General features: G+C 58.3%; 21 protein-coding genes. 14 read left to right on the top strand and 7 right to left on the bottom strand.

Features of this window, described 5'->3' with window-relative positions; genetic code table 11:
* Positions 1 to 62: 62 nt before the first annotated feature.
* A complete protein-coding gene (tal, locus tag J2Y90_RS23255; protein WP_041477315.1) occupies positions 63 to 989 on the bottom strand; it encodes a transaldolase in 927 nt (308 codons plus the stop codon).
* 202 nt (positions 990 to 1,191) lie between these two features.
* Complete coding sequence (locus J2Y90_RS23250) at positions 1,192 to 2,148, bottom strand: cellulase family glycosylhydrolase (RefSeq protein WP_253503776.1); 957 nt, start codon at positions 2,146 to 2,148, stop codon at positions 1,192 to 1,194.
* 289 nt (positions 2,149 to 2,437) lie between these two features.
* Between J2Y90_RS23250 and J2Y90_RS23245 the strand changes: the two genes are divergently transcribed.
* The 8 genes from J2Y90_RS23245 to J2Y90_RS23210 all read left to right on the top strand — a co-directional run bounded on the left by J2Y90_RS23245 (position 2,438) and on the right by J2Y90_RS23210 (position 12,105).
* The gene (locus tag J2Y90_RS23245; RefSeq protein ID WP_016775466.1) at positions 2,438 to 2,878 is read left to right on the top strand and encodes a low molecular weight protein-tyrosine-phosphatase; all 441 of its coding nucleotides are present in this window, start codon (positions 2,438 to 2,440) and stop codon (positions 2,876 to 2,878) included.
* Between the two features lie 39 nt (positions 2,879 to 2,917).
* Positions 2,918 to 5,140, top strand: coding sequence for a polysaccharide biosynthesis tyrosine autokinase (locus J2Y90_RS23240; protein ID WP_253503773.1), 2,223 nt, complete (start codon positions 2,918 to 2,920; stop codon positions 5,138 to 5,140).
* Positions 5,141 to 5,180: 40 nt separating this feature from the next.
* Positions 5,181 to 6,263, top strand: coding sequence for a glycosyltransferase (locus tag J2Y90_RS23235; protein ID WP_367399445.1), 1,083 nt, complete (start codon positions 5,181 to 5,183; stop codon positions 6,261 to 6,263).
* 15 nt (positions 6,264 to 6,278) lie between these two features.
* On the top strand, positions 6,279 to 7,391 hold the full coding sequence (locus J2Y90_RS23230; RefSeq protein ID WP_253503768.1) for a polysaccharide pyruvyl transferase family protein: 1,113 nt from the start codon (positions 6,279 to 6,281) through the stop codon (positions 7,389 to 7,391).
* Positions 7,388 to 8,620: a phosphoribosylaminoimidazole carboxylase gene (locus J2Y90_RS23225; protein ID WP_367399444.1), complete on the top strand. Its 1,233-nt coding sequence runs from the start codon at positions 7,388 to 7,390 to the stop codon at positions 8,618 to 8,620. Before J2Y90_RS23230 ends, J2Y90_RS23225 begins: the two co-directional genes overlap by 4 nt.
* A complete protein-coding gene (locus J2Y90_RS23220; RefSeq protein ID WP_056791467.1) occupies positions 8,611 to 9,714 on the top strand; it encodes a hypothetical protein in 1,104 nt (367 codons plus the stop codon). The genes J2Y90_RS23225 and J2Y90_RS23220 overlap by 10 nt, the downstream gene beginning before the upstream one ends.
* Positions 9,715 to 9,726: 12 nt before the next feature.
* A complete protein-coding gene (locus J2Y90_RS23215) occupies positions 9,727 to 10,773 on the top strand; it encodes an acyltransferase family protein (RefSeq protein WP_253503762.1) in 1,047 nt (348 codons plus the stop codon).
* A gap of 201 nt (positions 10,774 to 10,974) precedes the next feature.
* Entirely contained in the window at positions 10,975 to 12,105 is a 1,131-nt protein-coding gene (locus J2Y90_RS23210; RefSeq protein ID WP_253503759.1) for an SGNH/GDSL hydrolase family protein, read from the top strand.
* A gap of 106 nt (positions 12,106 to 12,211) precedes the next feature.
* Here the strand turns inward: J2Y90_RS23210 and J2Y90_RS23205 are convergent, their stop codons facing one another.
* Both J2Y90_RS23205 and galU read right to left on the bottom strand, forming a co-directional pair.
* Positions 12,212 to 12,622: a mannose-1-phosphate guanylyltransferase gene (locus J2Y90_RS23205; RefSeq protein WP_253503756.1), complete on the bottom strand. Its 411-nt coding sequence runs from the start codon at positions 12,620 to 12,622 to the stop codon at positions 12,212 to 12,214.
* A gap of 31 nt (positions 12,623 to 12,653) precedes the next feature.
* A complete protein-coding gene (galU, locus tag J2Y90_RS23200) occupies positions 12,654 to 13,487 on the bottom strand; it encodes a UTP--glucose-1-phosphate uridylyltransferase GalU (RefSeq protein ID WP_253503753.1) in 834 nt (277 codons plus the stop codon).
* Positions 13,488 to 13,873: 386 nt separating this feature from the next.
* Between galU and galE the strand changes: the two genes are divergently transcribed.
* The 6 genes from galE to J2Y90_RS23170 all read left to right on the top strand — a co-directional run bounded on the left by galE (position 13,874) and on the right by J2Y90_RS23170 (position 20,076).
* Positions 13,874 to 14,890, top strand: coding sequence for a UDP-glucose 4-epimerase GalE (gene galE, locus J2Y90_RS23195; RefSeq protein WP_253503750.1), 1,017 nt, complete (start codon positions 13,874 to 13,876; stop codon positions 14,888 to 14,890).
* Positions 14,891 to 15,121: 231 nt separating this feature from the next.
* A complete protein-coding gene (locus tag J2Y90_RS23190) occupies positions 15,122 to 15,358 on the top strand; it encodes a hypothetical protein (protein WP_016775457.1) in 237 nt (78 codons plus the stop codon).
* Between the two features lie 145 nt (positions 15,359 to 15,503).
* Positions 15,504 to 16,565, top strand: a complete 1,062-nt coding sequence (locus J2Y90_RS23185) for a polysaccharide biosynthesis/export family protein (protein WP_253503747.1) — start codon at positions 15,504 to 15,506, stop codon at positions 16,563 to 16,565.
* A 12-nt stretch (positions 16,566 to 16,577) separates the two neighbouring features.
* Positions 16,578 to 17,243: a YjbF family lipoprotein gene (locus J2Y90_RS23180; RefSeq protein ID WP_253503743.1), complete on the top strand. Its 666-nt coding sequence runs from the start codon at positions 16,578 to 16,580 to the stop codon at positions 17,241 to 17,243.
* Entirely contained in the window at positions 17,240 to 18,001 is a 762-nt protein-coding gene (locus tag J2Y90_RS23175; RefSeq protein ID WP_253503740.1) for a capsule biosynthesis GfcC family protein, read from the top strand. Before J2Y90_RS23180 ends, J2Y90_RS23175 begins: the two co-directional genes overlap by 4 nt.
* Positions 17,998 to 20,076 carry a YjbH domain-containing protein gene (locus J2Y90_RS23170; RefSeq protein ID WP_253503737.1) on the top strand — a complete coding sequence of 693 codons (2,079 nt, stop codon included), beginning with the start codon at positions 17,998 to 18,000 and terminating at the stop codon, positions 20,074 to 20,076. The genes J2Y90_RS23175 and J2Y90_RS23170 overlap by 4 nt, the downstream gene beginning before the upstream one ends.
* Positions 20,077 to 20,558: 482 nt before the next feature.
* On the opposite strand, the gene J2Y90_RS23165 is transcribed toward J2Y90_RS23170, so the two are convergent.
* The 3 genes from J2Y90_RS23165 to J2Y90_RS23155 form a co-directional block, all read right to left on the bottom strand.
* On the bottom strand, positions 20,559 to 21,953 hold the full coding sequence (locus J2Y90_RS23165) for an undecaprenyl-phosphate glucose phosphotransferase (protein WP_253503734.1): 1,395 nt from the start codon (positions 21,951 to 21,953) through the stop codon (positions 20,559 to 20,561).
* Positions 21,954 to 22,344: 391 nt separating this feature from the next.
* On the bottom strand, positions 22,345 to 23,004 hold the full coding sequence (locus tag J2Y90_RS23160) for a winged helix-turn-helix domain-containing protein (RefSeq protein ID WP_253503731.1): 660 nt from the start codon (positions 23,002 to 23,004) through the stop codon (positions 22,345 to 22,347).
* 277 nt (positions 23,005 to 23,281) lie between these two features.
* Positions 23,282 to 24,022, bottom strand: coding sequence for a winged helix-turn-helix domain-containing protein (locus J2Y90_RS23155; protein ID WP_253503727.1), 741 nt, complete (start codon positions 24,020 to 24,022; stop codon positions 23,282 to 23,284).
* Between the last annotated feature and the right edge of the window lie 85 nt (positions 24,023 to 24,107).

The following is a 24,107-nucleotide window of genomic DNA, read 5'->3' as shown; positions in this document are numbered from 1 at the left end:
ATGCAGAATGAAAAAGGGCGAACCTGTGAAGGTTCGCCCTTTTTGCGTTCTACCAACTCAAATCACAGCTTGGCCTGCAGCAACGCTTCGAGCTTCTCCTGGTCGCGAGCGAACTGACGGATGCCTTCAGCCAGTTTCTCGGTGGCCATCGCGTCTTCGTTGGACAACCAGCGGAACTGCGCTTCGTTGAGGCTCAGACGCGCTTCACCGGCATTGCCCGGCGCCAGTTTGCGTTCCAGCTTGCCGGTGTCGGCGGCCAGCTTCTCCAGCAGTTCCGGGCTGATGGTCAGGCGATCGCAGCCGGCCAGTTGTTCGATCTGGTTGATGTTGCGGAAGCTCGCGCCCATGACCACGGTCTTGTAGTCATTGGCCTTGTAGTAGTTGTAGATGCGCGTCACCGACTGGACGCCCGGATCATCGGCACCGGTGTAGTCGTTGCCGTTGGCTTTCTTGTACCAGTCGTAGATGCGGCCCACGAACGGCGAAATCAGGAACACGCCGGCGTCGGCGCAGGCGGCGGCCTGGGCGAAGGAGAACAGCAGGGTCAGGTTGGTCTGGATGCCTTCTTTCTCGAGGATCTCGGCGGCGCGGATGCCTTCCCAGGTCGAGGCGATCTTGATCAGTACGCGGTCGCGGCCGACGCCAGCCTTGTCGTACAGCTCGATCAGGCGGTGTGCACGCTTGAGGATCGCGTCCTGGTCGAAGGACAGACGCGCATCCACTTCGGTGGAGATGCGGCCCGGAACCACGTTGAGAATTTCCTTGCCCACGGCAACGCCGAAACGGTCGCTGGCCAGGCCGACATCGCCCTTGCAGTCGCGGACGCAATCGTTCAGCAGTTCGGCGTAACCGTGAATCGCCGAGGCCTTGAGCAGCAGGGAAGGGTTGGTGGTGGCGTCGACCGGTTTGACCCGGGCGATCGCTTCGAAGTCGCCGGTGTCGGCAACCACGGTGGTGAACTGTTTGAGTTGTTCCAGCTTGGAAGTCATGGGCGTGCTCTATCCTATGGGTCTGAAGACATTACCCGAGCGCTGACGGGCACTCAAGGGTGCATTCGTGGATCGATGGCCCCTGCGGCAACAACCTGAAAACGATTGTTTGAAAGGCGGGGCGCGGTGTCGCTGAATACGATGCCAAAACAGCCCACAGGTTCAAAGCAACCGACCTGTGAACAGACCGGTTGCCCAAAGCCTACTCAGCGTTCAACACGCCTTCTACCGACAAGCGTGCCGGTTTCGGCTGACCGTCCGAAGTGAGAAAGCCGAAGTTCTTCTCGCGATCGTTGCTGCCTGAATCACTATTGCGCCATTCGTAGATAGACGTCAGCGGGATAGTCAGACGTTTAACGTCAGCGATAAACGCGTTGATCCTGGTCGCCTGCCCCTCAGGCCCGCCGTTGGAGGCGAGGGCCGAAACTCCCCACTCACTGATAACCCCCGGCAGATTGAAGTTCTGCTGGATAAACGTCTGCGCGTTGCTGATCTGCGTAGCGGTCATGCCGTAAGGGTGATAGGACACCGCGTTGAGGCATTTGGGGTAATCGCTGACGATGCTTTTCAACGCCACCGTCGAAGCCGAGCCAGCGCTTGGCGGCCGGGCGAAGCCGAAGCCGACCCGTGGTGTCGTTTGCGGCTGACCTTCGAAGGCCTTGCACATGCCAGCCATGAACGGCACGAACGTGGTGTCGAAATTGCGCGTCGGCCAGTAGGGTTCCAGATCCGGCTCGTTCCAGATTTCGATCGCGACCAGTTGCGAGCTGTAAGACTTTTCCAGCCCGGTTACGGCGTTGGCGAACTTACCGCCGGCCGTGTCCAGTTCAGCGGGGGAAGTGGCGGGCAATGCCTTGATTGCGCGCACGGTCAGCAGCACCGGCAGCCCGGCAGAAGCTGCGGCGGCGAAGGCGTCGCTGACCTGTTTCTGATAGGTCTTGGCGGTGAGGCTGTCGCTCCACACGCCGAAGCGCACAAAGCTGAAACCTGCTGCTTTGATCTGCGCGGCATCGGCGGCGGTAAAGCTCTGGATCTTCACCTGAACGCCGATGGTTTTCGCTGGAAGGTTGGGGAACAGCTCACTGGCATGAACCTGACTGGTGGCACCGATCGCCATCAGTACGAGGGCGGCGAGTTTATTGCGCTGTGCTGTTTTCATGTCTGCTCTCCTGAAGAGAATGACAACTACGAATATTTATCCCGTTACTCAATTTCCGATAACGGTGATGGCACTAAGTGCGTGAATGTTATTTTTTGTCAGGAAAACAACAACTGAAAATCACAGTTATTTTTAGTCCGCTAATTGTGGTTGGGGCGGCTTAAAACGCTGTGGTACTTAATGTTCCTGTACTAACAGGGCGAAGCTATTTCTGAGTGCAGGAAAGTCGTGAGGGTTCATTAACTTTTGCGGCATGTTGGCTGTTTGATATTACACAGGAAAGCAAGACTTGTTCAAAAAGATCCTGGTTGTCTGCGTGGGCAATATATGCCGAAGTCCGACGGCTGAACTGCTGCTGCGCAACGCGCTGGGCCCGTCCGCCATCACCGTGTCGTCTGCGGGCCTGTCCGCCCGCGTGGGCGAAGGCGTTGAGGCTTCGGCGCGGCAGGTTCTCGAAGAGCACGGGCACTGCGCCGAAGCTTTCAAGGCGCGGCAACTGACTTCGGACATCGTCAATGACTCGGACCTGATCCTGGTCATGGAAAAGGCCCATGTAAATCAAGTGCTGAAGATCGCCTCGCACGCCAGAGGCAAAGTGTTTCTGCTCGGAAAATGGCAGAGCGAGCGCGAGATACATGATCCGTATCGTCAAGGCAAGGCCGCGTTTATTCATGCCCACGCATTGATTGAAGATGCTGTTAGTTCATGGGCAAAGCGTCTCGGGCATTGATGAATATTCTTCAGAACAGTGAATGGTAAGAACAGACTTATGCAGTTACCGTCCGTAAACGGCACCCGCGAGAATGATCAAGACAGTATTGATCTGCTCGGCATCTTTGGCAGCCTGATCGATCAGAAGTGGCTGATCGGTGCGCTCACCGGTGCCTTCATGGTCACTGGCGTCGCCTATGCGGTACTGGCAACCCCGGTGTATCTGGCGAACGCGCTGGTGCAGGTCGAGCCGAAAAAGAACGACATGCTCGGATTCTCCGACCTCAACAGCATGCTCGGTGGGCAATCGCCGTCGGTGACCGAAATCGGCATCATCAAGTCCCGCGCGGTAATCGGCAAAACCGTTGACGACCTGCGCCTGGATATCGACGTCACGCCCAACAATTTTCCAATGATCGGCGGCTTCCTTGCGCGGCGCTATCGCGGTGACAGCGAGACCAGCGTCGCGCCGCCGCGTTTCGGTTTGAACAGTTATGCCTGGGGCGGCGAACGTCTGGAATTCAATCGACTGGAATTGCCGAAAGACCTGCTCGGCAAAAAACTCACCCTGATCGCCGGCGAGCAACAGCGCTTCCAGTTGTTCGATGAGAACGACAATCTGCTCGCCGAAGGTGTGGCCGGTGAAGCGTTTGCCAACGACGGTGTAGAAGGGCAGATCGCTCAACTGGCAGCCAACCCCGGCACGCGTTTTCAGGTGGTGCGCAACCCACGGATCGTGACCATTCAGGGCTATCAGGATGCGCTGGATATCTCCGAACAAGGCAAGGAGTCGGGGATCATTCGTCTGGCGCTGGCCAGCTCTGATGCTGCCGAAGCGGTGAAGATTCTCAATAAGATCGCCTCGCTCTACGTCGAGCAAAACGTGCGCCGCACCTCGGCGGAAGCCGCGCAAAGCCTGGCGTTTCTGCAAAGCCAGTTGCCGCAGGTCAAGCGTGACCTGGCCAAGGCCAGCGATGCCTTGAATGCCTACCAGACCCATGGCAAGACCGTGAATATCTCGCTGGAAACCCAGTCGGTGCTGGGGCAGTCGGTGGCGCTGGAAACGCGCATCTCCGAACTGAAAATGCAGCAGGCCGAGCTCGATCGCAAGTTCACCAAACAGCACCCGGCCTATCGCGCACTGATGACGCAGATTGGCGAATTGACCCAGCAGCAGAAATCCCTCGAGGGCAAGGTTCAGGACCTGCCGGCCACCCAGCAGGAATTGCTCAACCTGACCCGCGACGTTGAAGTGGCTTCGCAGATCTACACGCAGTTGCTGAACAAATCCCAGGAGCTGGACATCGTCCGCGCCGGGGCGGTCGGCAATGTGCGCCTGATCGACACCGCTGACGTCGACCTGACCAGCCCGATCAAACCGAAGAAACCGCTGATCGTGCTGATCGCGACGTTGCTCGGTGCGTTCGTCGGCGTGGCCCTGGTGTTGCTGCGCAAATCCCTCAGTCGAGGCCTCGAAGGCCCGGAGGGCATCGAGCAATTGGGCCTGCCGGTTTACGCCTCGATTCCCTACAGTGCCTTGCAGGAAGAAGAGGACAGCAAAAAGGGCCGTGCCCGCGATGGCGTTGATAAACCGGCCTACTTGCTGGCGCTGCGCAATCCGACCGATCTGTCGATCGAATCGATCCGCAGCCTGCGCACGTGCCTGCACTTTGCCGGGCTCGACTCGACCAACAACCGCATCATGATTTCCGGACCGAGCCCGCAGGTCGGCAAGACTTTTGTCTCGTCCAACCTCGCAGCGGTCATGGCCCTGAGCGGCCAGCGCGTGGTGCTGATCGACGCCGACATGCGCAAAGGTCACCTGCACAAGACCCTCAACACGCCGATCAGCAACGGTCTGTCCGACCTGCTGGTCAAGCGCTGTACTCTCGAGCAGGCGATCAACACCGTCGAGATCGACAACCTGCATTTCATCAGTCGCGGTCAGGTGCCGCCCAACCCTTCCGAGTTGCTGATGCATGCCAACTTCCGTGAGCTGCTGGCGCAACTCAGCGAGCGCTACGACCTGGTGATCATCGACACGCCGCCACTGCTGGCAGTGACCGATGCCGCCATCGTCGGTCGTGAGGCCGGCATCAGCCTGATCGTTACCCGCTTCGGCGTGAACCCGGCCAAAGAGATCGAACTGACCATTCGCCGCTTCGCCCAGAACGGCATCGAGTTGAAAGGCGCGGTGTTCAACGGCGTCGAGAAGCGTGCCGCCAGCTATTACGGCGGCACTGGCTATTACAACTACGAATACGCGTCCGACAAATCCTGATGGTTGCCGATTGTTCTTTCCTGTTTGAAGTGGGTGAGCTGTGAAAAAAATACTGCACGTGGCAGAGACGATCAAAGGTGGCGTGGCGACGGTGATCCGCACGATCTCGGCATCCCCCGAGGACGACGCGGCGAATTATCAACTGGTCTATCTGGTCCCCGAGGATCAGGCCAAAGAACTGCACGGCATCGCGCCCCAGCAGGTGCGTACCTTCCCGCGCAGTGGCCGTAACGTGCCGTCGCTGCTGCGTTTTGCCTGGCGCCTGAGCCAGGTGCTGCTCAAGGAAAAACCCGACATCGTGCATTTGCACAGCACTTTTTCCGGAGTGATCGGCCGTTGTGTCTGCGTGCTGTTGCGGCCGTGGCGCAAGCCGAAAATAGTCTACTGCCCGCACGCGTTTTCGTTCCTGATGGAAAGCTCGCCGACCAAGCAGAAGATCTACGCGTGGATCGAACGGGTGCTGCAGAAAGTCACCGACGTGATCATCTGCGTCAGCCAGTACGAACTCGACAAAGCTGCGCGCTTCGGCATCGAGCGCAAGCGCATGAAGCTGATCTACAACGGCATTCACCACAAGGAGGAGGCGCCGAAGATTGCTGGCGCCGAGCCTATTCATCTGCTGTTTGTCGGACGCCTGGACTATCAGAAAGGCTTCGACGTGCTGCTCAAGGCCTACGCCAAGGTCAATCGCAACGACCTCAAACTCACCGTGGTCGGCAGTGCGGTCAACGAGGATTCGGTGGAGTGCCCGCCGATGGATTCTGTCGAGTACCTGCCCTGGGTGACCCCGAGCGAAGTGCAGGCGCTGTATCAGAAGGCCGATGCGCTGATCGTGCCCAGTCGCTGGGAAGGCTTCGCCATGGTGCCGCTGGAAGGCATGGCCATGGGGCTGCCGGTGATTGCCAGCAACTGCACCTCGCTGCCGGAACTGGTCACCAATGAAGTGTCCGGCTACGTCTTTCCGTCCGGCGATCACCAGGCGCTGGCCGACGTGTTGACGATCATCCAGAAGCCGCGCCTGCTCGACCTCGGCAACGAAGGCCGGAGCATCGTCCGCGAACGCTTCAGCGCCGCATTGATGATCCGCCAGACCTACGACCTGTATCACGCTCCCACTTATTAAGTAGAACTCAAGCTTATGAACGTAACGATTTTGCATGGCTACAGCGCGTCCAACTCCGGTGACGGTCTGCTCGTCGATCTGGCCATTGCTCTGGTGCAGCGTAACTTCGGTGAAGACACCGCAATCAATGTCGTGGCGTCCGATCCCGAGTCGTTCAGCTACCTGCCGCACCCGCGTTTCGATGCGCCGGTGATGGCGGCCAAAGGTCTGGGCCGGGTCAAGCAAGCGGTGTTTCTCAATCAGTCCTACGCCGGGCTCGCCGAGCTGCTGAAGAAGACCGATCTGATCGTTGGTGTCGGCGGCGGGTACATGCGTTCGAAGAGCGCGTTCGAGCACATCAAGCTGAAGCTCGGCCATGCCAAGCAACTGGAAACCGCGATCCTCAGCAAGGTGCCGTCGGTGTACCTGCCGCAGAGCATTGGCCCGTTCCACGGCGAGAGCAACAAGATCGTTGAGCATTACGCCAGCGCCGATGCGGTGTTCGTGCGCGACAACCGCTCTTCGGCGATCTTCGACGCTTGCGAAAACGTCTATCGCGCGCCGGATCTGGCGGTGCAGTCGCTGGCAGGCAAGATTCTCCAGCAGCCTAAGTTCACCCGCTGCGCCGCGTCGCCGGCCACCGTGTGCGTAGTGCTGCGCAAGCCGCCGGAGTGGAGCAAAGAGAAGAAGGTCGCTTACGTGGCCAATCTGAAACTGTTGCTGCAGCGTCTGAAGAACAAAAGCAAAGTGGTCTGCGCCGTGCAAAGCGCGGTGCGTGGCAACGATGACGGCGCGTTCTACCGTGAGCTGGGCATCAACGAAGACCTGCTGTCGCTGAAGGCAACCATCGCCAAATATCAGCCGGACCTGGTCATCTCGGTGCGTCTGCACGGCGCCATCGAATCGCTGCTCTCCGGTGTGCCGGCGTATCACATCAGCTACGAGCGCAAAGGCTTTGGCGCCTATCAGGACATGGGCGTCGAGGACTGGGTGATCAACGGCGGCGACATTGATGTCGACACCATCATCAACACCGTTTACGCACCGAATGCATTGTCGAACTTCGGCAAGCGCCTGACCGACACCTGCCGCGAAATCGAAGCGAAAACCGTGGCGATGGACGAGATCATCAAGGGTGTCGTTCGATGATATTTCGGCTGTTGCTTCGCGGCGGAGCCTTGGGCGCGAAGTTCTTGCTGGTGTTGGCCATCACCCATTACCTCGGGTACGAGGCGCTGGGTTTTTACGGCGTGGTGGTCGCGGCTTCGCTGATCGCTTCGAAGTTCTACAGCGTCGGCTTCAGTTCCGAGATCAACCGGCTGATCAGCGTCGGCGGCAGTTCGCGGCGGGTGGTCGACAAGGTCCTGCTGTTGTACCTGGCGGTGGGGCTGTTGTTGTCGGTGCTGACCGTGCTGATCTATTCGCTGTTTCAGTCGATGGAAGCGACCGCTACGCTGGTCCTCTGCGTGACCCTGGTCTTGCTCACCGAGCATCTGTCGTTCGAAATCAATTCCTTCGTGTTCTCCGCACAGAAAGCCACCGCCGGCGCCTTGCTGTTTTTCATCAAGACTGGCTTGTGGGCGGTGTTGGCGGTCGGCGGCATGATGCTCGGCTGGGTCGCGGGCATCGCCAGTGTGTTGTGGTTGTGGGTCGCCGCCAACGCGCTGGTGATCATCGCCGGATACCTGATCGTGGTGAACGTGCACAAGGGTCGCGAGGCAGCGGTGCTGGACACCGCGACGGTGTGGAAGGCCGGGTTGCCGTTCTATCTCGGCACCGGTCTGATCGCCCTGAGTCAGTACGCCGAACGCTTTCTGATCATCGACCTGGAGCCCTACGCCAGCCTCGGTAAATATGTGTACGCCTGGTCAGCGGCGAACACTTTGCAGGCGTTGTCGTATGCGGTGGTGGCGGTGGTCGGCATTCCGGTGCTGGCCAAGCGTTTTCAGGCCGATCAACAGGCGTTCACGGTCAGGCAACTGTTCGTCAACAAATGGGTGATGCGTTCCCTCGCGGTCTCCGCGGTTGTCGCCGTGGCGATCTATGTGTTTTTCAATCTGCTGCTCAATTACGTCGCCGCCAGCGTGCCGCGTCCGGATAACGCGCTCCTCGCGGTGCTGATTTTCTCCTTCGCCTTGCGGGCGATTGGCGACATCGTCTGGGGCGGTTTGATTGCCTCGAAAAACAGCCGGGTGTCGCTGGCCAGCGCGGCGATCTGTCTGCTGATTTCCGTACCGGTCAGCTATGTGCTGATCGAGCATTACTCGATCTATGGCGCAGCATGGGGCAACGTTTTCGCCATCGTCGTGCAGCTTGGCGTGATCGCGTTATTGACCCGCGTCACCGGCGCGAAAAAGGCTGCGTTGTCATGGGCCTGAAACTGCCGCGCATCGAATTTCGCGGGCGCACATTCGATTCGTCGATTTCCTTTCTGATTCTGTTCACCGGGCTGTTCCTGTCAGTGGCGATGCCGCTGCTGGTGCCGCGCGATCCCGGGCCGGATGCGATGACGTTGTGGTCGTCGTATGCGCGCGCCGACAACTGCAATTTCTGGAACCCGTTCTCGCCGGATCGCTCGTCCTACGAGTGCTCGGCGTTCCTGCTGCGGCCCACCGGGATCAACCTGACCAATGCCTGGGCCTACGGCATGTTCTGCAATTTTTTCCTCACCGCAATTCCGGTGGTGGTGTTTCGGCGCATGCCGCTGACGATCTTTGGCACCCTGTGCCTGTGGGGCATCGTGCGTTCGTTTTTCCTCGAGAACCTGACCAAGGAAATCATCGTCTCGGTAGCGGTGCTGAGCATTCTGCTCAGCGCGTTGACGCGCAAATATCGCGGCGGGTTTTTTCTCTCGGCGGTGATCTACGGCGTGCTGATCCGGCCGTACTGGATTCTGTTTTCGCTGTCGTGGGTCGGCGTCTGCGTGATGAAAAAGTACGTCTCGCGCTTCACCTTCTTTCTGATGCTGTTCCTGTTTTATCTGGCGGTGGCCATGGCGATTCAGCTGGCGCTGGGTTTTCCGGTTTCATCGATCCGTGCGAGCAACAACGAGTTGCGCACAGCGGGCGAGGAGGGCTCGAAGTCGCTGATCGTCTCGTGGCTCAGCGGCAGCGACTTCGTTTCCCAGGCGCTGGACTCGATGATCATTTTCTTCCGCCTGTCATTCCCGGTGGAGCTGATTCTGCTGTCCGGACCGGGGCAGGTGATCTTCGTTGCGCTGATGATCATGACCGCGCTGCTGCTGTTCAAAGTCATCACTTCGACCGACTACAAGGGCGCGCCGATCCAGACCAAACCCAAGGAGCTGATCGCGATTCCGCTGGCATTCCTGTTGGTGCAAGGCTTGTTCGAGCCGGACTTCGGCTCCTTCGCCCGACATTTCTCGATGGTGGTGCCGGTACTGTTCGTCGGCCTGGGGTTGATGCTGCGCGCGAACAAACCGGTGCAGGTCGAATCAAGAATTCTCACTTAAGGCAGGTGCTCTATGTCGAGCAAGAAAAAATCCCTGGAGATCGAAACCCTGCGCGGCCTGGCGTGCCTGCTGCTGGTGCTCTATCACGTCATCGGCCCGCTGGGCGGGGGTTTGAAAATCGATATCGGCTCGCCGTTCCGGGTCATCGCCGATTCGATGGTGTACGTGCGCATGCCGCTGTTCACCTTTATCTCCGGCTACATCTATTCGATCTACAAGATTCGCGACAATGACTTTTCCGCGTTCTTTGCCGGCAAGGTGCGCCGGCTGATCGTGCCGCTGTTCTGCGTCGGCGTGCCGTTCTCGGTGCTGCAAGCGGTGGGGCCGGGGGTGAACAAGGACGTCGGCGTAATCGATGCGCTGTTGTCGTTCTGGGTGCCGATCAATCACTTCTGGTTTTTGCAGGCGGTGTTCAGCATTTTCATCTTCGTTGGCTTGCTGGAATGGCGCGGCCTGCTGCGTTCGGCGACGCGGTTATATGGGTTGTTTGCGGTTGCCGCGGTGTTGTTCCTGTTGCCGCCGTTGCCGCTGGATGCGTTCGGTATCAACGGCGCGATTTATCTTCTGCCGTTTTTTGTCGCGGGGATGATTGGCCAGGAAAATGTCGATGTTTTGAAGCAGCGCTTCAAGGTAATCGGGCCGCTGCTGTTTGTGCTGATTTCGCTGACGTTGCTGTATGTCGCAGCGATCGATCGTGAGCTGATTGTCGATCGTCGCAGTGTGATCGGTTTGACGGTGGGCTGTGTGTCTTGCATTGCGTTGCTGTCGAGTGACATGCGCTCGAAAGCGCTGACCTGGCTGGGCGGGTATTCCTATGCGATTTTCCTGTTTCATGTGCTGTTCGCGGCGACCTCCAGGTTTGCGTTGGGGCGCCTGGGCGTGAAGGATGAGAGCTTGCTGGTGCTCGGTGGTCTGAGTTGTGGATTACTCGGACCGGTGCTGTTGGCGATGGTGTTCAGCCGTTTTAACTTCACTTCCGTATTGTTCCTTGGCGAGCGCGCGGCGAAGAAGCCGTTGGTGCCCGTCACCCCCGTGGTACACACGCAATCCTCCCTGTAGGAGCTGACGAGTGCAACGAGGCTGCGATCTTTTGATCTTTTGATCTTTTGATCTTTTGATCTTTTGTCGTGGCTTGCGAAGATCAAAAGATCGCAGCCTCGTTTCACTCGTCAGCTCCTACAGTGGATCCGTGCAAGTCACACATCCCTGTGGGAGCGAGCCTGCTCGCGAAAGGGCCATCCCGGACAAAGGAAATATTGAATGATGCCAGTAGACGCCCCTCAACCAGTCGCCACCTCGGCCATCACGGTAGAGGATGCCCGCGAACGTTTTACGCAGTGGCGCGATGGCAAGGCCGGCAGGGTGCTGGCCGTTTCGGTAATCGGTGACAGCTACACCGCCGGGCAGGACTTCTATCTGAACAAACTGGTGCAGCGAGTGGCCGCCGAGGTGGGTTTCGCTGGCCCCGGTTATGTCGGTTTCAACCACGGCGCGGCGCTGGGCGGCACGCATTTCAAATACACCCGCAGCAGCGACAAATACTTCGGCGGCGACTGGAAGGTTTCCGATCTGGGCCAGGCCAGCCCGGACAGCCGCACGATCACCGGTAAACCGGGTGCCTGGTTGCAAGTGGATGCCAACCCTTCGCCGCGCATCGATACCGCGGTGACTCAGGCGAAACTGTTATATCTCGGCAACGGCGAATCCGGCGAGCTGCGCTATCGCTGGTCGCCCGCGCAAGACTGGCAACCGTTGCAGCTCGCAGGCTCGGGCGTTCAGGAAGTCGCGCTACCCGGCGCTCCATCAGCCGCAGACTGGTCATTCAAACTGGAAGTGGTGAAAGGCGCGCCGACGCTGTTCGGGCTGTGGCTGGGCAACGAGCAAAAGGGCGTGCGGGTGTCGAAACTGGCGGCATCAGGTGCGGCATCGGCCGATTTCTATCACGCCGATCCGCAGTGGCAGACGCAATGGAAAGCCGTGGTGTCGAAGATTCCGGCCGACGTTTACCTGATCATGCTCGGCGGCAACGATCAGGGCTTTGGCGTCAAGCCTGCGCAGTATCTGCAGAATGTTCAGGGCCTGGTGGGTATGCTGCGCGAGATTCAGCCGGCGGCGAGCATCAACCTGATCATGCGCCAGGACACCACGCGTTCCAGCGCCTACCCGATGTCGGCCTATGTGCAGGTCCTCGAGCCTTGGGCGCGTGAACAGCATTTCGGGTTCGCCAACCTGCAATGCGCATTCGGCCCCGACGTCAAACGCTACGCTGCCGCGATGATCGGCCCGGACAGAATTCATCCTCTGCCGGCCACGGGCGGGAGGGTGATTGCCGATTATTTTTATGGCTGGATCATGGGTAAAAAAGATCCATGCGACGCGGCTTCACGATGATCGTTCCCACGCTCTGCGTGGGAACGCATCCTGTGACGCTCTGCGTCACCCGGCGAAGGGACGCGGAGCGTCCCGGGCGGCATTCCCACGCAGAGCGTGGGAACGATCAGTTCTGTGTGTAGGCGTCGACCTGATCGAGCAATTCGGTGAGCTTCTGCGGCATCAACCGCGCATCACAACGTGTCTCCACATTAATGATGATCGCCGGGTCGTTGCAGCAGATGCGCACGCGAAAGCGCCAGTCGCTGAAGATCACTTTCAGGCCATCGCGGTCATCCATTTCCAGCGCCTGTTCGCCATACAGCGCCTTCAGGTGCGCTAGCAGCGGATAGGGATCGCGCATCGGCCGGCGGATATCGCCGGACGCAGGAAACACACCGATCCGCTCCACCAGCAGAATCGTGCCCAGCCAGGTTTCGTTGGCGCTGGGCAGCGGTTGATGGCGCGACAACCAGCTCATCACCCCGAGGTTGCCCACCTCACGTTCAATCTCTGTCGAATGTTGTGCAATGTTCATGGTTGCCTGCCTCTGGTGGTGGGGAGCCGTCTCAGCGGCCCTTGAGGTACACGTTGTCGTAGCAGAAGTTGGTCGCTTGCAGATAACCCTCGGCGTCGCCGCAATCGAAGCGCAGGCCTTTGAATTTGTAAGCCAGCACGCAGCCGTTCTGTGCCTGTTTCATCAAGGCGTCGGTGATCTGGATTTCGCCGCCCTTGCCCGGTTCGGTGTCGGCGATCAGGTCGAAGATGTCCGGCGTAAGGATGTAGCGCCCAATGATCGCCAGGTTCGACGGCGCGTCCTGCGGTGCCGGTTTTTCCACCATGTTGTTGACCCGGTAGATGCCTTCGGAAATCAGCTCGCCGGCGATCACTCCGTACTTGTGAGTCTGATCGGCGGGCACTTCCTGGATAGCGACGATCGAGCATCGAAACTTCTTGTACAGCTCGATCATCTGCGACAGCACGCCGTCGCCTTCGAGGTTCAGGCACAGGTCGTCGGCCAGCACCACGGCAAACGGCTCGTCGCCGATCAATGGGCGACCGCTGAGAATCGCGTGGCCCAGGCCTTTCATTTCCACCTGACGGGTGTAAGAGAAGGTGCAGGTGTCGATCAGCTCGCGGGTGCCGGCAAGGAATTTCTCTTTCTCCGTGCCGCGTATCTGGTGCTCGAGTTCGTAGCTGATGTCGAAGTGGTCTTCCAGCGCGCGTTTGCCCCGGCCGGTGACGATGGCCATGTGTTGCAGACCGGCGTCTCGTGCTTCTTCAACGGCGTATTCGATCAACGGCTTGTTGACGATCGGCAGCATCTCTTTCGGCATGGCTTTGGTCGCCGGCAAGAAACGCGTGCCGTAGCCGGCAGCGGGGAACAAACATTTACGAATCATAAAAGTATCCTGGACAGTCATGGAACACAGGCGACGGTTGCGCACCAGAGCATGGCGGCAAGTTTCAATGATTATTGAAGGCTTACTTTAATACCCGAGTCAGGTTGTAGATGGCAATTAGTTGCGCGGTTAAAAGGCGGCAATGTTATGAGATGTCGACTACTTCGTTATAAGTTATTTTTAGTCGGTATCTGTTGATAGTGGTAAATGCGCAGGGAGTGCTAATAAGTACCTGAAGATAGTTTGACCGGCAAAAATAATTATTGCCAGTGGTTGAACTAAATTTGATTGTGGTGGTTGTCGCCTTGTTTGTGTGAATTGCTCCGCATATCCACTCGTCAAGGCTTGACACGCTACCGGGTATTTATTCAATGACGGATCGCGCTATGAAGATTCTGGTAACGGGTGGCGCCGGCTATATCGGCTCGCATACCACACTTGCATTGCTTGAAGCAGGTTATGAAGTTGTCGTTCTGGATAATCTTTGTAACAGCAGCGATGCGGCACTTCACGCCGTTGAAGCCATCTGCGGCAAAAGTGCGTGGATGATTCGCGGCGATGTCTGCGATCGCACGTTGCTGGATCGTATCTTTCGCGAACATCAGATCGACGCCGTGCTGCATTTCGCCGGGCTCAAAGCCGTGGGCGAGAGTGTGCGCAAACCGCTCGAATACTACGAAACCAACGTCGGCGGCAGCATCACTCTGTGTCAGGCAATGGCGGCGGCGGGGGTGTTTCGACTGGTGTTCAGTTCCTCGGCGACGGTGTACGGCGAACCTGAGGAAATGCCGATTCGCGAGGATTTTCCCACGGGCAATCCGACCAATCCCTACGGCCAGTCCAAGCTGATCGTCGAGAACGTGCTGCGCGACCTGAGCCTCGCCGAGCCGCGCTGGAGCATCGCACTGCTGCGCTACTTCAACCCGATCGGCGCCCACGCCAGTGGGCACATGGGCGAAGACCCCAACGGCATTCCGAACAATCTGGTGCCTTATATCAGCCAGGTTGCGGTCGGCAGCCTGCGCGAGCTGTCGATTTTCGGTAACGATTACCCGACAGCCGATGGCACCGGCGTGCGCGATTACATCCATGTCGTCGATCTGGCGGACGGACACTTGAAGGCGTTGCAGTCGATCAGCGAACGCACCGGCATTCACACCTGGAACCTCGGCACCGGCGATGGCTACAGCGTGCTGCAAGTGCTGCACGCGTTCGAACAGGCCTGCGGGCGGCCGGTGCCGTACCGGATGATGCCGCGTCGCGCCGGTGATATTGCCGAGAGTTTTGCCGATGCTTCGAAAGCGGCGAAAGAGCTCGGCTGGAAAGCCACGCGCAACTTGCAGGACATGGTTGCCGACACTTGGCGCTGGCAATCGAATCATCCCAACGGCTATTCGCGATGATGGCCATTTAGTCCGATGTTAGTTTCAGTCAGGTTGTTAGATAACGTCGGGAAATTACACTGGCAATGCCTTTTGCAAGTCCGTAGATATAAACCTGCCGTTCGACTTTTAGCAGTTGCGTATGGCTGTGAAAGAACAACGGATCTTGTTCGCGCTCTTTGCGGACTTGAAAGCTACCAGCTCTGACACAGATCTGTTTTTTAACAGTTCGAATGTTAGAAAGGAGTTGTTATGAAAAAAGTGATGGCAGTTGCCCTGTTGACGATGTTGAGCAACTGGGCTGCCGCAGCTGAAGCGCCGTTGACAGCGGTAACCAATGTAGGTGGCAGTGTGGCGGCTTCGCAAGCGCCCGCAGCCAGTACTGCAATGGTTGCCAGTGCTGTAGCGGCGTCCAACAGCGGCGGTAGTGCCAACGGCGGTACCACCGGTACGACAGGTACCACCGGTACAACCGGCACGCATAACTAACAGGAACATTTGTTAGTGCAGTACAGAGTCGCCCGACGCAAGTCGGGTGACTTTGTTTTTTGGATTCGCCCTTGAATAGCGTAGTGCCATTATGACTCGTAGTGTTTATTTTTTAATGTTGGCAAGTCTCGCTTTGCAAGGTTGCATGTTTTCCCCCGGCCAGTACCTGAGCACCAGCGATATCACTCGTCAGGGCGCCAGCGAAAGCAGTCGGGTCGAGCTGATTCCGATCACCCCCAAGCTGATCGCCATGAACCGCGCCACGCAAAAGCGTGAGTCGCTGCCGCCGGAGCTGCTGGTGACGCCAGCGGAATATCGCATCGGCAACAATGACGTGCTGTACATCACCGTCTGGGATCACCCGGAGCTGACCGCGCCCTCTGGCGCGCAACAACAGATCGATGCCAACGGCCGTCTGGTGCGCTCCGATGGCACGCTGTATTACCCGTTCATCAAGGAAGTCCAGGCCGCCGGCCGGACCATCCAGCAACTGCGCGCGGACATCGAACAACGCTTGTCGGCATTCATCGCCGAGCCGCAGGTGGATGTCGCGGTGTTGCGTTTCGCCAGCCAGAAAGTCGTGGTCACCGGCGCGGTAACGAAGGCCGGCCCGCAAGCGATTTCGACCAATCCGCTGAGCGTGGTCGAGGCCCTCGGTTCCGCCGGCATCGACACCAACAATGCCGACCTGTCCGGGCTGTTGCTGACGCGCAACGGGCGGGTCTATCCGCTCAATCTCGACTCGCTCAATCAGCAGGATTCCGAACTGCAGAACGTCTACCTCAAGGGCGGCGATCAGCTGTACCTGCCGTACAACGACAACAAGCGCATCTACGTCATGGGCGAGGTCAACCAGCCACGCGCGCTGAGCTTTAAGACCGCGACCATGAACCTTTCCGACGTGCTCGGTTCGGTCGGTGGCCTGAGCCAGACCAGCTCGAATGGCAACGCGGTGTACGTGATTCGCGGGGTGGAAAATCTCGACGTCGAGCCCGCCAAGATCTACCAGCTCGAAGCCGAATCGCCGACCGCCATGGCGCTGGCTTCGCACTTCCAGGTGCGGCCGCAGGATGTCGTCTACGTCGGTCCGGCCAACGTCACCCGCTGGAACCGTTTCATCAGCCAGTTGGTGCCGTCGGCGTCGATTGTCGGCACCGGGGCTTCGGCAGCGAAGAACTGGAGCGAATACAGCAACAACAGCAAATAAGGCCGCCCGACTGTGAACCTATTGAAAGTGGGCGTGTGCCTGATGGCGGCCTCGTTGCTGTGCGGCTGTAATCCGCTGATGAGCGCGTCGCTGAACAACCTCAAGGCCGCCGTCGTCGGCCCCGATGAAGTTGACGTTTCGGCGGCCGAAGTTGCCGGGGTCAACTACCCGCAACTGAAACTGACCACGCCCTCCGGCTCCGGCGTGCTGGCGCTGGTGCGCGAGCGTGAAGACCTGCAGTTCTGGGTCGCCTCCGGCAAGCAGGTATTGCTGCTGCGCGATGGCCTCGCCGTGCGCAGCATCGGCCTCGGTCTGCAAGGTGATCTGGATGGCACGCGGCTGGCCGATGACTCGCCGTTCAAGCAAGGTCTGCACCACGTCGCCGACGGTTTCACCACGCGGCGCTGGATCGATCTGTACAAGGGCCAGGAAGTCGGTGTGGTCGTCAACAGCCGCTTCTCGCGCCGCTCCACCGAAACCCTGGAGATCCTCGAAAAGCCCTACACCGTGTTGCGCGTCGATGAACAGATTGACGCGCCCGCGATCGGCCTCAGCGCGACCAACCGTTACTGGGTCGATCCGCGTGACGGTTTCATTCTGCAGAGCGAGCAACAACTGACCTCGCAACTGCGCGTGAAGCTGGTGCAATTGACTCCTGATCGCAGGCATCTGCCGTGAAGCGCTCAAGCATTTTGGCTGCGGGTCTTTTGCTGATCGCAGGGGCGAGTCAGGCCGCAGTCACGGTGTCCGGTGACGTCGCCAATCCCGGGCCGATTGCTTTGCCGCCGGGTGGGCGCTTGCTGGATGTGATCGGCGAAGCCGTGCCCAATGCCGAAGGCTATTGGCTGGCGGGCGGTTTGTTGCGTCAGTCGCTGGTCGAGGAACAGACACGGCTCAAGGTCGGCGTGCTGTTCGACCTCGATGTGCTGCAGCGCATGGCCACGTTGTTCGACCGGCCAGGCCGCGCAGCACTGGCACAGCGCATTGCCGAAGAAGTCCGACAGATGCCGGTGACCGGGCGGCAGATCGCTGACCTCGACCCGGTCGCCGTGGAAGTCGGCTTCGCGCGCAACATTCGTCTGGATGACGGCGATCAGCTGATCTACCCGAAACGGGTCGATGAAGTGCAGGTATTGGGCGCAGTCACCGAGCAGTGCCACGTGCCGTATCAGCCGTTGCAGGAGGCTCGCGAATACCTGGGAAGTTGCTCGATTCTCGACGACGCCGAGGCCGATTACCTGTGGCTGATCCAGCCCAACGGCGTGTCGCGGCGTGTCGGTATCGCGCACTGGAATCGCGAGTCCGGACAGTTCCCGGTGGCCGGCAGCAGGATTCTGGTGCCGATTAAAAATGATGATCTTGATCCGCCTCTTCCTGAACTGAATCAGCAGTTGGCCGAATTCATTGCCACGCAGCTGGCCGAGGTGGTTCGTTGAAGTTACGTTTTGCAGCTGTCTTGTTATTGCCCTGCGGTCTGGCCCACGCCGAGCCGCGCATCACCCAGAACGACTTCGGTGGCACCGGTCTGTTGCAGACGCCGACGGCGCGCATGGCCCCGGCCGGCGAGCTGAGCGTCAACGCCAACCGCACCGACCCGTACAGCCGCTACAGCGTGTCGTTGCAACCGCTGGACTGGCTAGAAGGTTCGTTCCGCTATACCGCGATCACCAACCGGCCCTACGGCTCGGAGGCCCTCAGCGGTAGTCAAAGCTATAAGGACAAGGCGGTCGACGCCAAAGTGCGCCTGTGGCAGGAAAGCCACTGGGCGCCAGAAGTGGCCCTCGGCTTCCGAGATATCGGTGGTACCGGTCTGTTCTCCAGCGAATTCTTCGTCGCCAACAAGCGCTTCGACAATTTCGACTTCAGTGCCGGCATTGCCTGGGGCTACATCGGTAATCGCGGCGACTTCGACAACCCGTTGGGTTACGTCAGCAATCGCTTCGATACGCGCCCGGCGCTGGAAGGCACCGGCGACGTCAACTCCGGCTCGTACTTTCGTGGCAAGCCTTCTCTGTTCGGTGGCGTGAGCTACCAGACACCTTGGGATCGTCTCAGTCTGAAGCTGGAGTTCGAAGGCAACGACTACAAGAACGAGCCGAAGGACAACGAGATCAAACAGGACTCGCCGATCAACCTTGGCGCGGTGTTCAAGGTGACCGATTCGATCGACCTGAGCGCCGCGTGGGAGCGGGGCAATACGGCGATGTTCGGCGTGACCTTCCACACCAATTTCGTCAGCCGCAAGGCGCCGGCGAAAACCTACGACCCGACCCCCGAACCGCTGCCGGCGAAGGCGCCGACGACGTCGATGGAGCAGGTCAACTGGGCCGATGTGTCGCGACGTCTGCAGCAGAATGCCGGGTACAAGGTCGAGCGCATCAGCCAGCGCGATTCCGAGCTGATCGTCTATGGCGAGCAGCAGCGGTATTTCCATTCGTCCAAAGCCGTTGGCCGCGCGAGCCGGATTCTCGACAACAGCGTCAACGACGGCATCGACTGGTTCACCGTGGTCAACAAGCGCTATGACTTGCCGCTGGAAGAAACCAGCCTGCCACGCCAGACCTTTCGCGAGGTGATCAACAACGAGGAGCCGTTGCAGTCGCTGCACCGCACCACCGAAATCAACCCGGCGATGCCGCACAACGAGAAAACCCTCTACAGCGAAGCGCCGCAGCATTTCAGCTATGGCGTCGGTCTGGGCTTCAAACAGAACGTCGGCGGCCCGGACGGTTTGCTCTATCAATTCAGTGCTGATGCGGACGCGGAATATCGCTTCAACCGCAACACCTGGTGGAGCGGTTTGCTCAGCGCCAACCTGGTCAACAACTTCGACAAGTTCGTCTATGACGCGCCGAGCGGATTGCCCCGCGTGCGTACGGATTTGCGCCAATACCTGACCACCTCCAACACCACCATGCCGTTGTTCCAGCTCAGCCATGCCGAGCAGTTGGATAAAGACCTGTACGGCATGGTGTACGGCGGCTATCTGGAATCGATGTTTGCCGGCGTCGGTGCCGAAGTGTTGTTCCGCCCGACAGGTGAGCGCTGGTCGGTGGGCGCGGATTTGAACTGGGTGCGCCAGCGTGATTTTGATCAGGGTTTTGCTTTGCGCGATTACTCGGTAGTGACCGGGCATATCACCGGCTATACGGATCTGCCATTCGACACGCTGGCCGCAGTCAGTGTCGGTCGTTATCTGGCCGGGGATTGGGGCACGACCGTGGACATATCGCGCGAGTTCTTCAATGGCGTGCGCGTCGGTGCCTGGGCGACCATCACCACGGCCAGCAGCGCCGAATACGGCGAAGGTAGTTTCGACAAGGGCCTGTACCTGTCGATCCCGTTCGACGAAATGATGAGTATGTCGACCATGCGCCGCGCCAACCTGGTCTGGGCGCCACTGACCCGAGATGGCGGCGCCCGACTGAGCCGCAGCTATCAACTGCACTCGATGACGGATAGCCGGGAAGGGGACATGTTCTATCGCAACTTCGAGAAGATTACCGAGTAAGCGCTGGCCTGCCGAGTCGACACAAAAGCCTTGTAGGAGTGAGCCTGCTCGCGATAGCGCCGGATCAGCCGACATCGTTGTTGACTGACATACCGCCATCGCGAGCAGGCTCACTCCTACATTGGATAGAGGCCACACCGCCAATTCTGGCCATGTCTCAAGCCCCCCTGTAGGAGTGAGCCTGCTCGCGATAGCGTCATGTCAGCCGACATCATCATTGACTGACACAGCGCCATCGCGAGCAGGCTCACTCCTACAGTTGATCATTATCGAACCACTGACCTGGCCATCACCCAAACCCCCTGTGGGAGCGAGCCTGCTCGCGAAGGCGTCGGCACATCCAACATCCCCATCGCCAGACACGCCGCTTTCGCGAGCAGGCTCGCTCCCACAGGGGGCGCACCTGTGTTCGATACCGGTGTGCCAAATCCCGCCCACAAAAAAGGGGACTTTCGTCCCCTTGCGATCTGAAGTGCTGAACCTCAGTAAATGTCCTTCGACAACAACGTAAACGGCGTCTTCACCAGGATCTTCAGATCCAGCCACAACGACCAGCTGTTGATGTACTGCAGGTCGATCTCGACACGCTTCTGCATCTTGTCGATGGTGTCGGTCTCACCCCGGCAGCCACTGATCTGTGCAAGCCCGGTGATCCCGGGTTTGATTCGGTGACGCGCCATGTAGGCGAGGATCTTGCCCGAGTAGTAGTTGTTGTGCGCCACCGCATGCGGCCGTGGCCCCACCAGCGCCATGTGCCCCTGCAACACGTTGAACAACTGCGGCAGCTCGTCCAGCGAAGTGCGGCGGATAAAACGACCTACTGCGGTGATGCGCGAGTCATTACGGCTGGCCTGTTTCACTTCGCGGTCATCGTGGACACGCATCGAGCGGAATTTCCAGACCTTGATCACCTTGCCGTTCCAGCCATGACGATCCTGCTTGAAAAACACCGGGCCGGGCGAGTTGAGTTTCACCGCCAGCGCGATGATCAACAGCAGCGGACTGAGGGCAATGATCGCCAGGAACGCCACGGTCTTCTCAACCAGACTTTTGCTCAGGGCAGCGGTCGGGCGGCTGGTCAGGGGGCTTTCGTTCAGGTAGATCGCCGGCAGGCCGTCCACGACTTTCACCGAGTGGTTGAGCAGCGTCAGGCTGTTGAGGTCCGGCACCCAAACGACATCGACGTTGGCCCCCAGCAAATCGACATACATCGCTTCGATTTTGGCTGCTTCGCTCAGCGGCAGGGTGATGTACAAGCGGCGGATGTCGTGCGCCTCAATCAGCTCAAGCAACTCATCCTGAGCGCCAACGACGCGTGGGGCGTCCGCAGCGAGGACAGGTTTGTCGCCGTTGCTGACCAGGCCGATCAGCGGCAGGTTTTCCAGTTGGCTGAGTTTCTTCGCCAGGCCCAGCGCCAGTTCGCCAGTGCCGACGATCAGCGTCCGGTGTTCGCTTTTACGCGAGCGCTGGTAGTACTTGGAAAACGCATGCAGCGGTGCGTAGAGGAAGGCCTGACCGAGGAAGCCGTACACCGCCCAGCTCAGAATCACCTGACGGGAAAACAGCTCATCGGCCTGGCAGACAAACGCGATGCACGCCAGCGCGGCCATGGTCATCGACCAACCCATGAACAGGCGGCCGAGGCCAGTCAGGTAGTTGTCGCGTTTGCGATAAACGCCACTGAAGGTGTAAGCCGGCACCGAGGCCAGGACGGCGAGGGTGGCGCACATTCGGTAGTAGAACGCGACTGTGCCGGTGTGCTGTTCAGCGAGAATGAACAGCAGCGTCACAACGAAAGCCTGTGCCAGCGCCCATTGGCCCCAAAAGGTCAGTCCCTTGAGGCCCGTGCTTCGATTAATACTGAGAGAAAGATCCATACGATATCCCCAAAAGACGTCCATTCAGGTTTCAACAGTTGAAAGCCGAGTTGTTATGCAGACTTATTGTTTTTGTTTTAGCGAGTGTCTTGAGGTAACAACATCGAGAGCCGAACTGTCGTCAGCCAATAGACTAAGTTATTGTCGGGAATGGTGTCTGACGAGTTCTAACAAGATGGCACTCTGCCAACTTTTTAATATTTAAATATAAGGCTGTTAGAAAAGGTCGTAGAGCAGGGGGTGAAAAGGCGGGGGGGTATTTGTTACTGTTGGCGGGGTGGAGGCAGGGAAGCTCTTATTGAGTCAGGGAGGAAAAATCAAACAGAGTGCTCTTCTTGTTGTTGTAGTCGCACTTTATATCTGTTTGTCTCGGTTTTAATGTCGCCTGTGATTACGCGACGACTTCCTGGATCAAGCAATATCCGCGATTTCTTACGGCTCGAAACAATCGCTCGCCATTACTCGCGCTCTTGAACTTGTCCTGCAAACGGCTCAGGCACATTTCCAGACCCCGGTATTGCTCGGGTTCCCGGCCAATACTGATGATCAAGTCATCACGACTGACAACGCGGTCTTCATGGCTCAGCATTTTCCTGACGAGAGCGGTTTCCAGGCCGGTCAGGCTGATCGCGATAGTGTCCTTGAGCAATACGCCCTGATCATCGTCAAGATGCCAGGTGTCGCTGCAATCCTCAGTACTCTCGCTGACATTCGAGATATTCGCTCGTTCTGCAGTGACTGTCGGAAAGCTCTGGAACGGATTGTCTGTCTGCGCGGCTCGCCATTCATTTTCCAGGGTGGCCAGTATGCGTTGGGTATCATGTTCGATACTGCGCGCAACGTTCTTTCGGCTAAGGCTTGGGTAACTGAACTCCATGACCATCGGGGCGGAAGAGGGCGAAGCAACACCTTCAACAAACATTTGCGCCTGCGACGTGCCAAACGAATTGAAACGCTCACTGGACAAGATGCTTTCCAGTTCACGTTGCGACGTTGTGCTGTGCGTCACAACAACAAAATATTTTCTGGGGAGGGTTGTACTCGTTTCCATGTCTCTCTCCTAAATACACACCAAAATTGGCTAAAAGATAAATCGGCAGGCGAGCAATGACTTCCTCGGAAGTAATCGTAGGCAGGGTTCGGGCCGAAGATGGCCGTCGATAAATTCCACTCGATCTGCTGCTATGTTATGGAGTTTTATTGTTATGGGTCGTGTTGCCGCGCTCATTCAAGTGCTTGAGTTTTATTAAATATGAAGCGGAACTGAAACGATATGGCTGCATCAGACGATCCTTCGTACGTATGCAAAAGGGAAGACTGCCCGAGACTCAGGCAGTCGATATCAGGCCCCGCATCAGGCGATAGCCGTAGCCGCGGATGCTCTGAATCGCGTTTGTACCATACATGTCCTTGATTTTTCCACGCAAGCGACTGATTGATTTTTCCAGTGCCCGAGGATCGTAGAAATTGGCGTTGAGGCCCATGATGCTGGCGATTTCATCATGACTCAGAATGTGATTGCCGGTTTGCGCAAAGGCTTCGAGGATCTTCATCTCGGCGAAAGAAATATCGAGTTTGCGCCGACTGTCCAGCAGGCAGATCCGCGTGGGATCGAGCGTCAGAGTAATATCCCGCTGCCAGTCTTCGCTGTTGAAGAACTCCGTGAGCAAGTCGTCGCTGTCATCGCTCAGTGTGTTGAGCTTGATACAGGCATCGGCGCCGGCGAGATAATACTTGATCTTGTTGACGGCGCCGCGGCCGGTGATGACCGTGCAAATAAGCGGCTTCAAGTTGTTATCGCGCAGACTCTGCACCAGCGCAAGATTGTCTTCCACGGTCTGCGGGCTATCGATGATAAGGAAAATGGCGCGATAGGTGCCAATGTAACCGTGATGTTTATATGAACTAGCGTAAGCACCCGTTTCCAGAGGGATATCGCTCTGCACGTGCCTCGCGATCAGTGTTCTAAAATGATCAGCCACACCCAGGGTACGACCCAGAGCAAGAACACCGGATTCATCGTTTGTCGGGCGCGGACTTCTAGTCGCCAAGTTCCCTGAGAGCATCATGCATTGACTCGAATTAGGTGCTGACATCAGGATGTTAAAGCACCGGTTCTCATCTGTGACTGACAATTGGTAACATTTGCGCGGA

The sequence above is a fragment of the Pseudomonas koreensis genome, assembly GCF_024169245.1.
GTDB lineage: Bacteria > Pseudomonadota > Gammaproteobacteria > Pseudomonadales > Pseudomonadaceae > Aquipseudomonas > Aquipseudomonas koreensis_F.
This window is presented reverse-complemented; position numbering and strand designations above follow the sequence as displayed.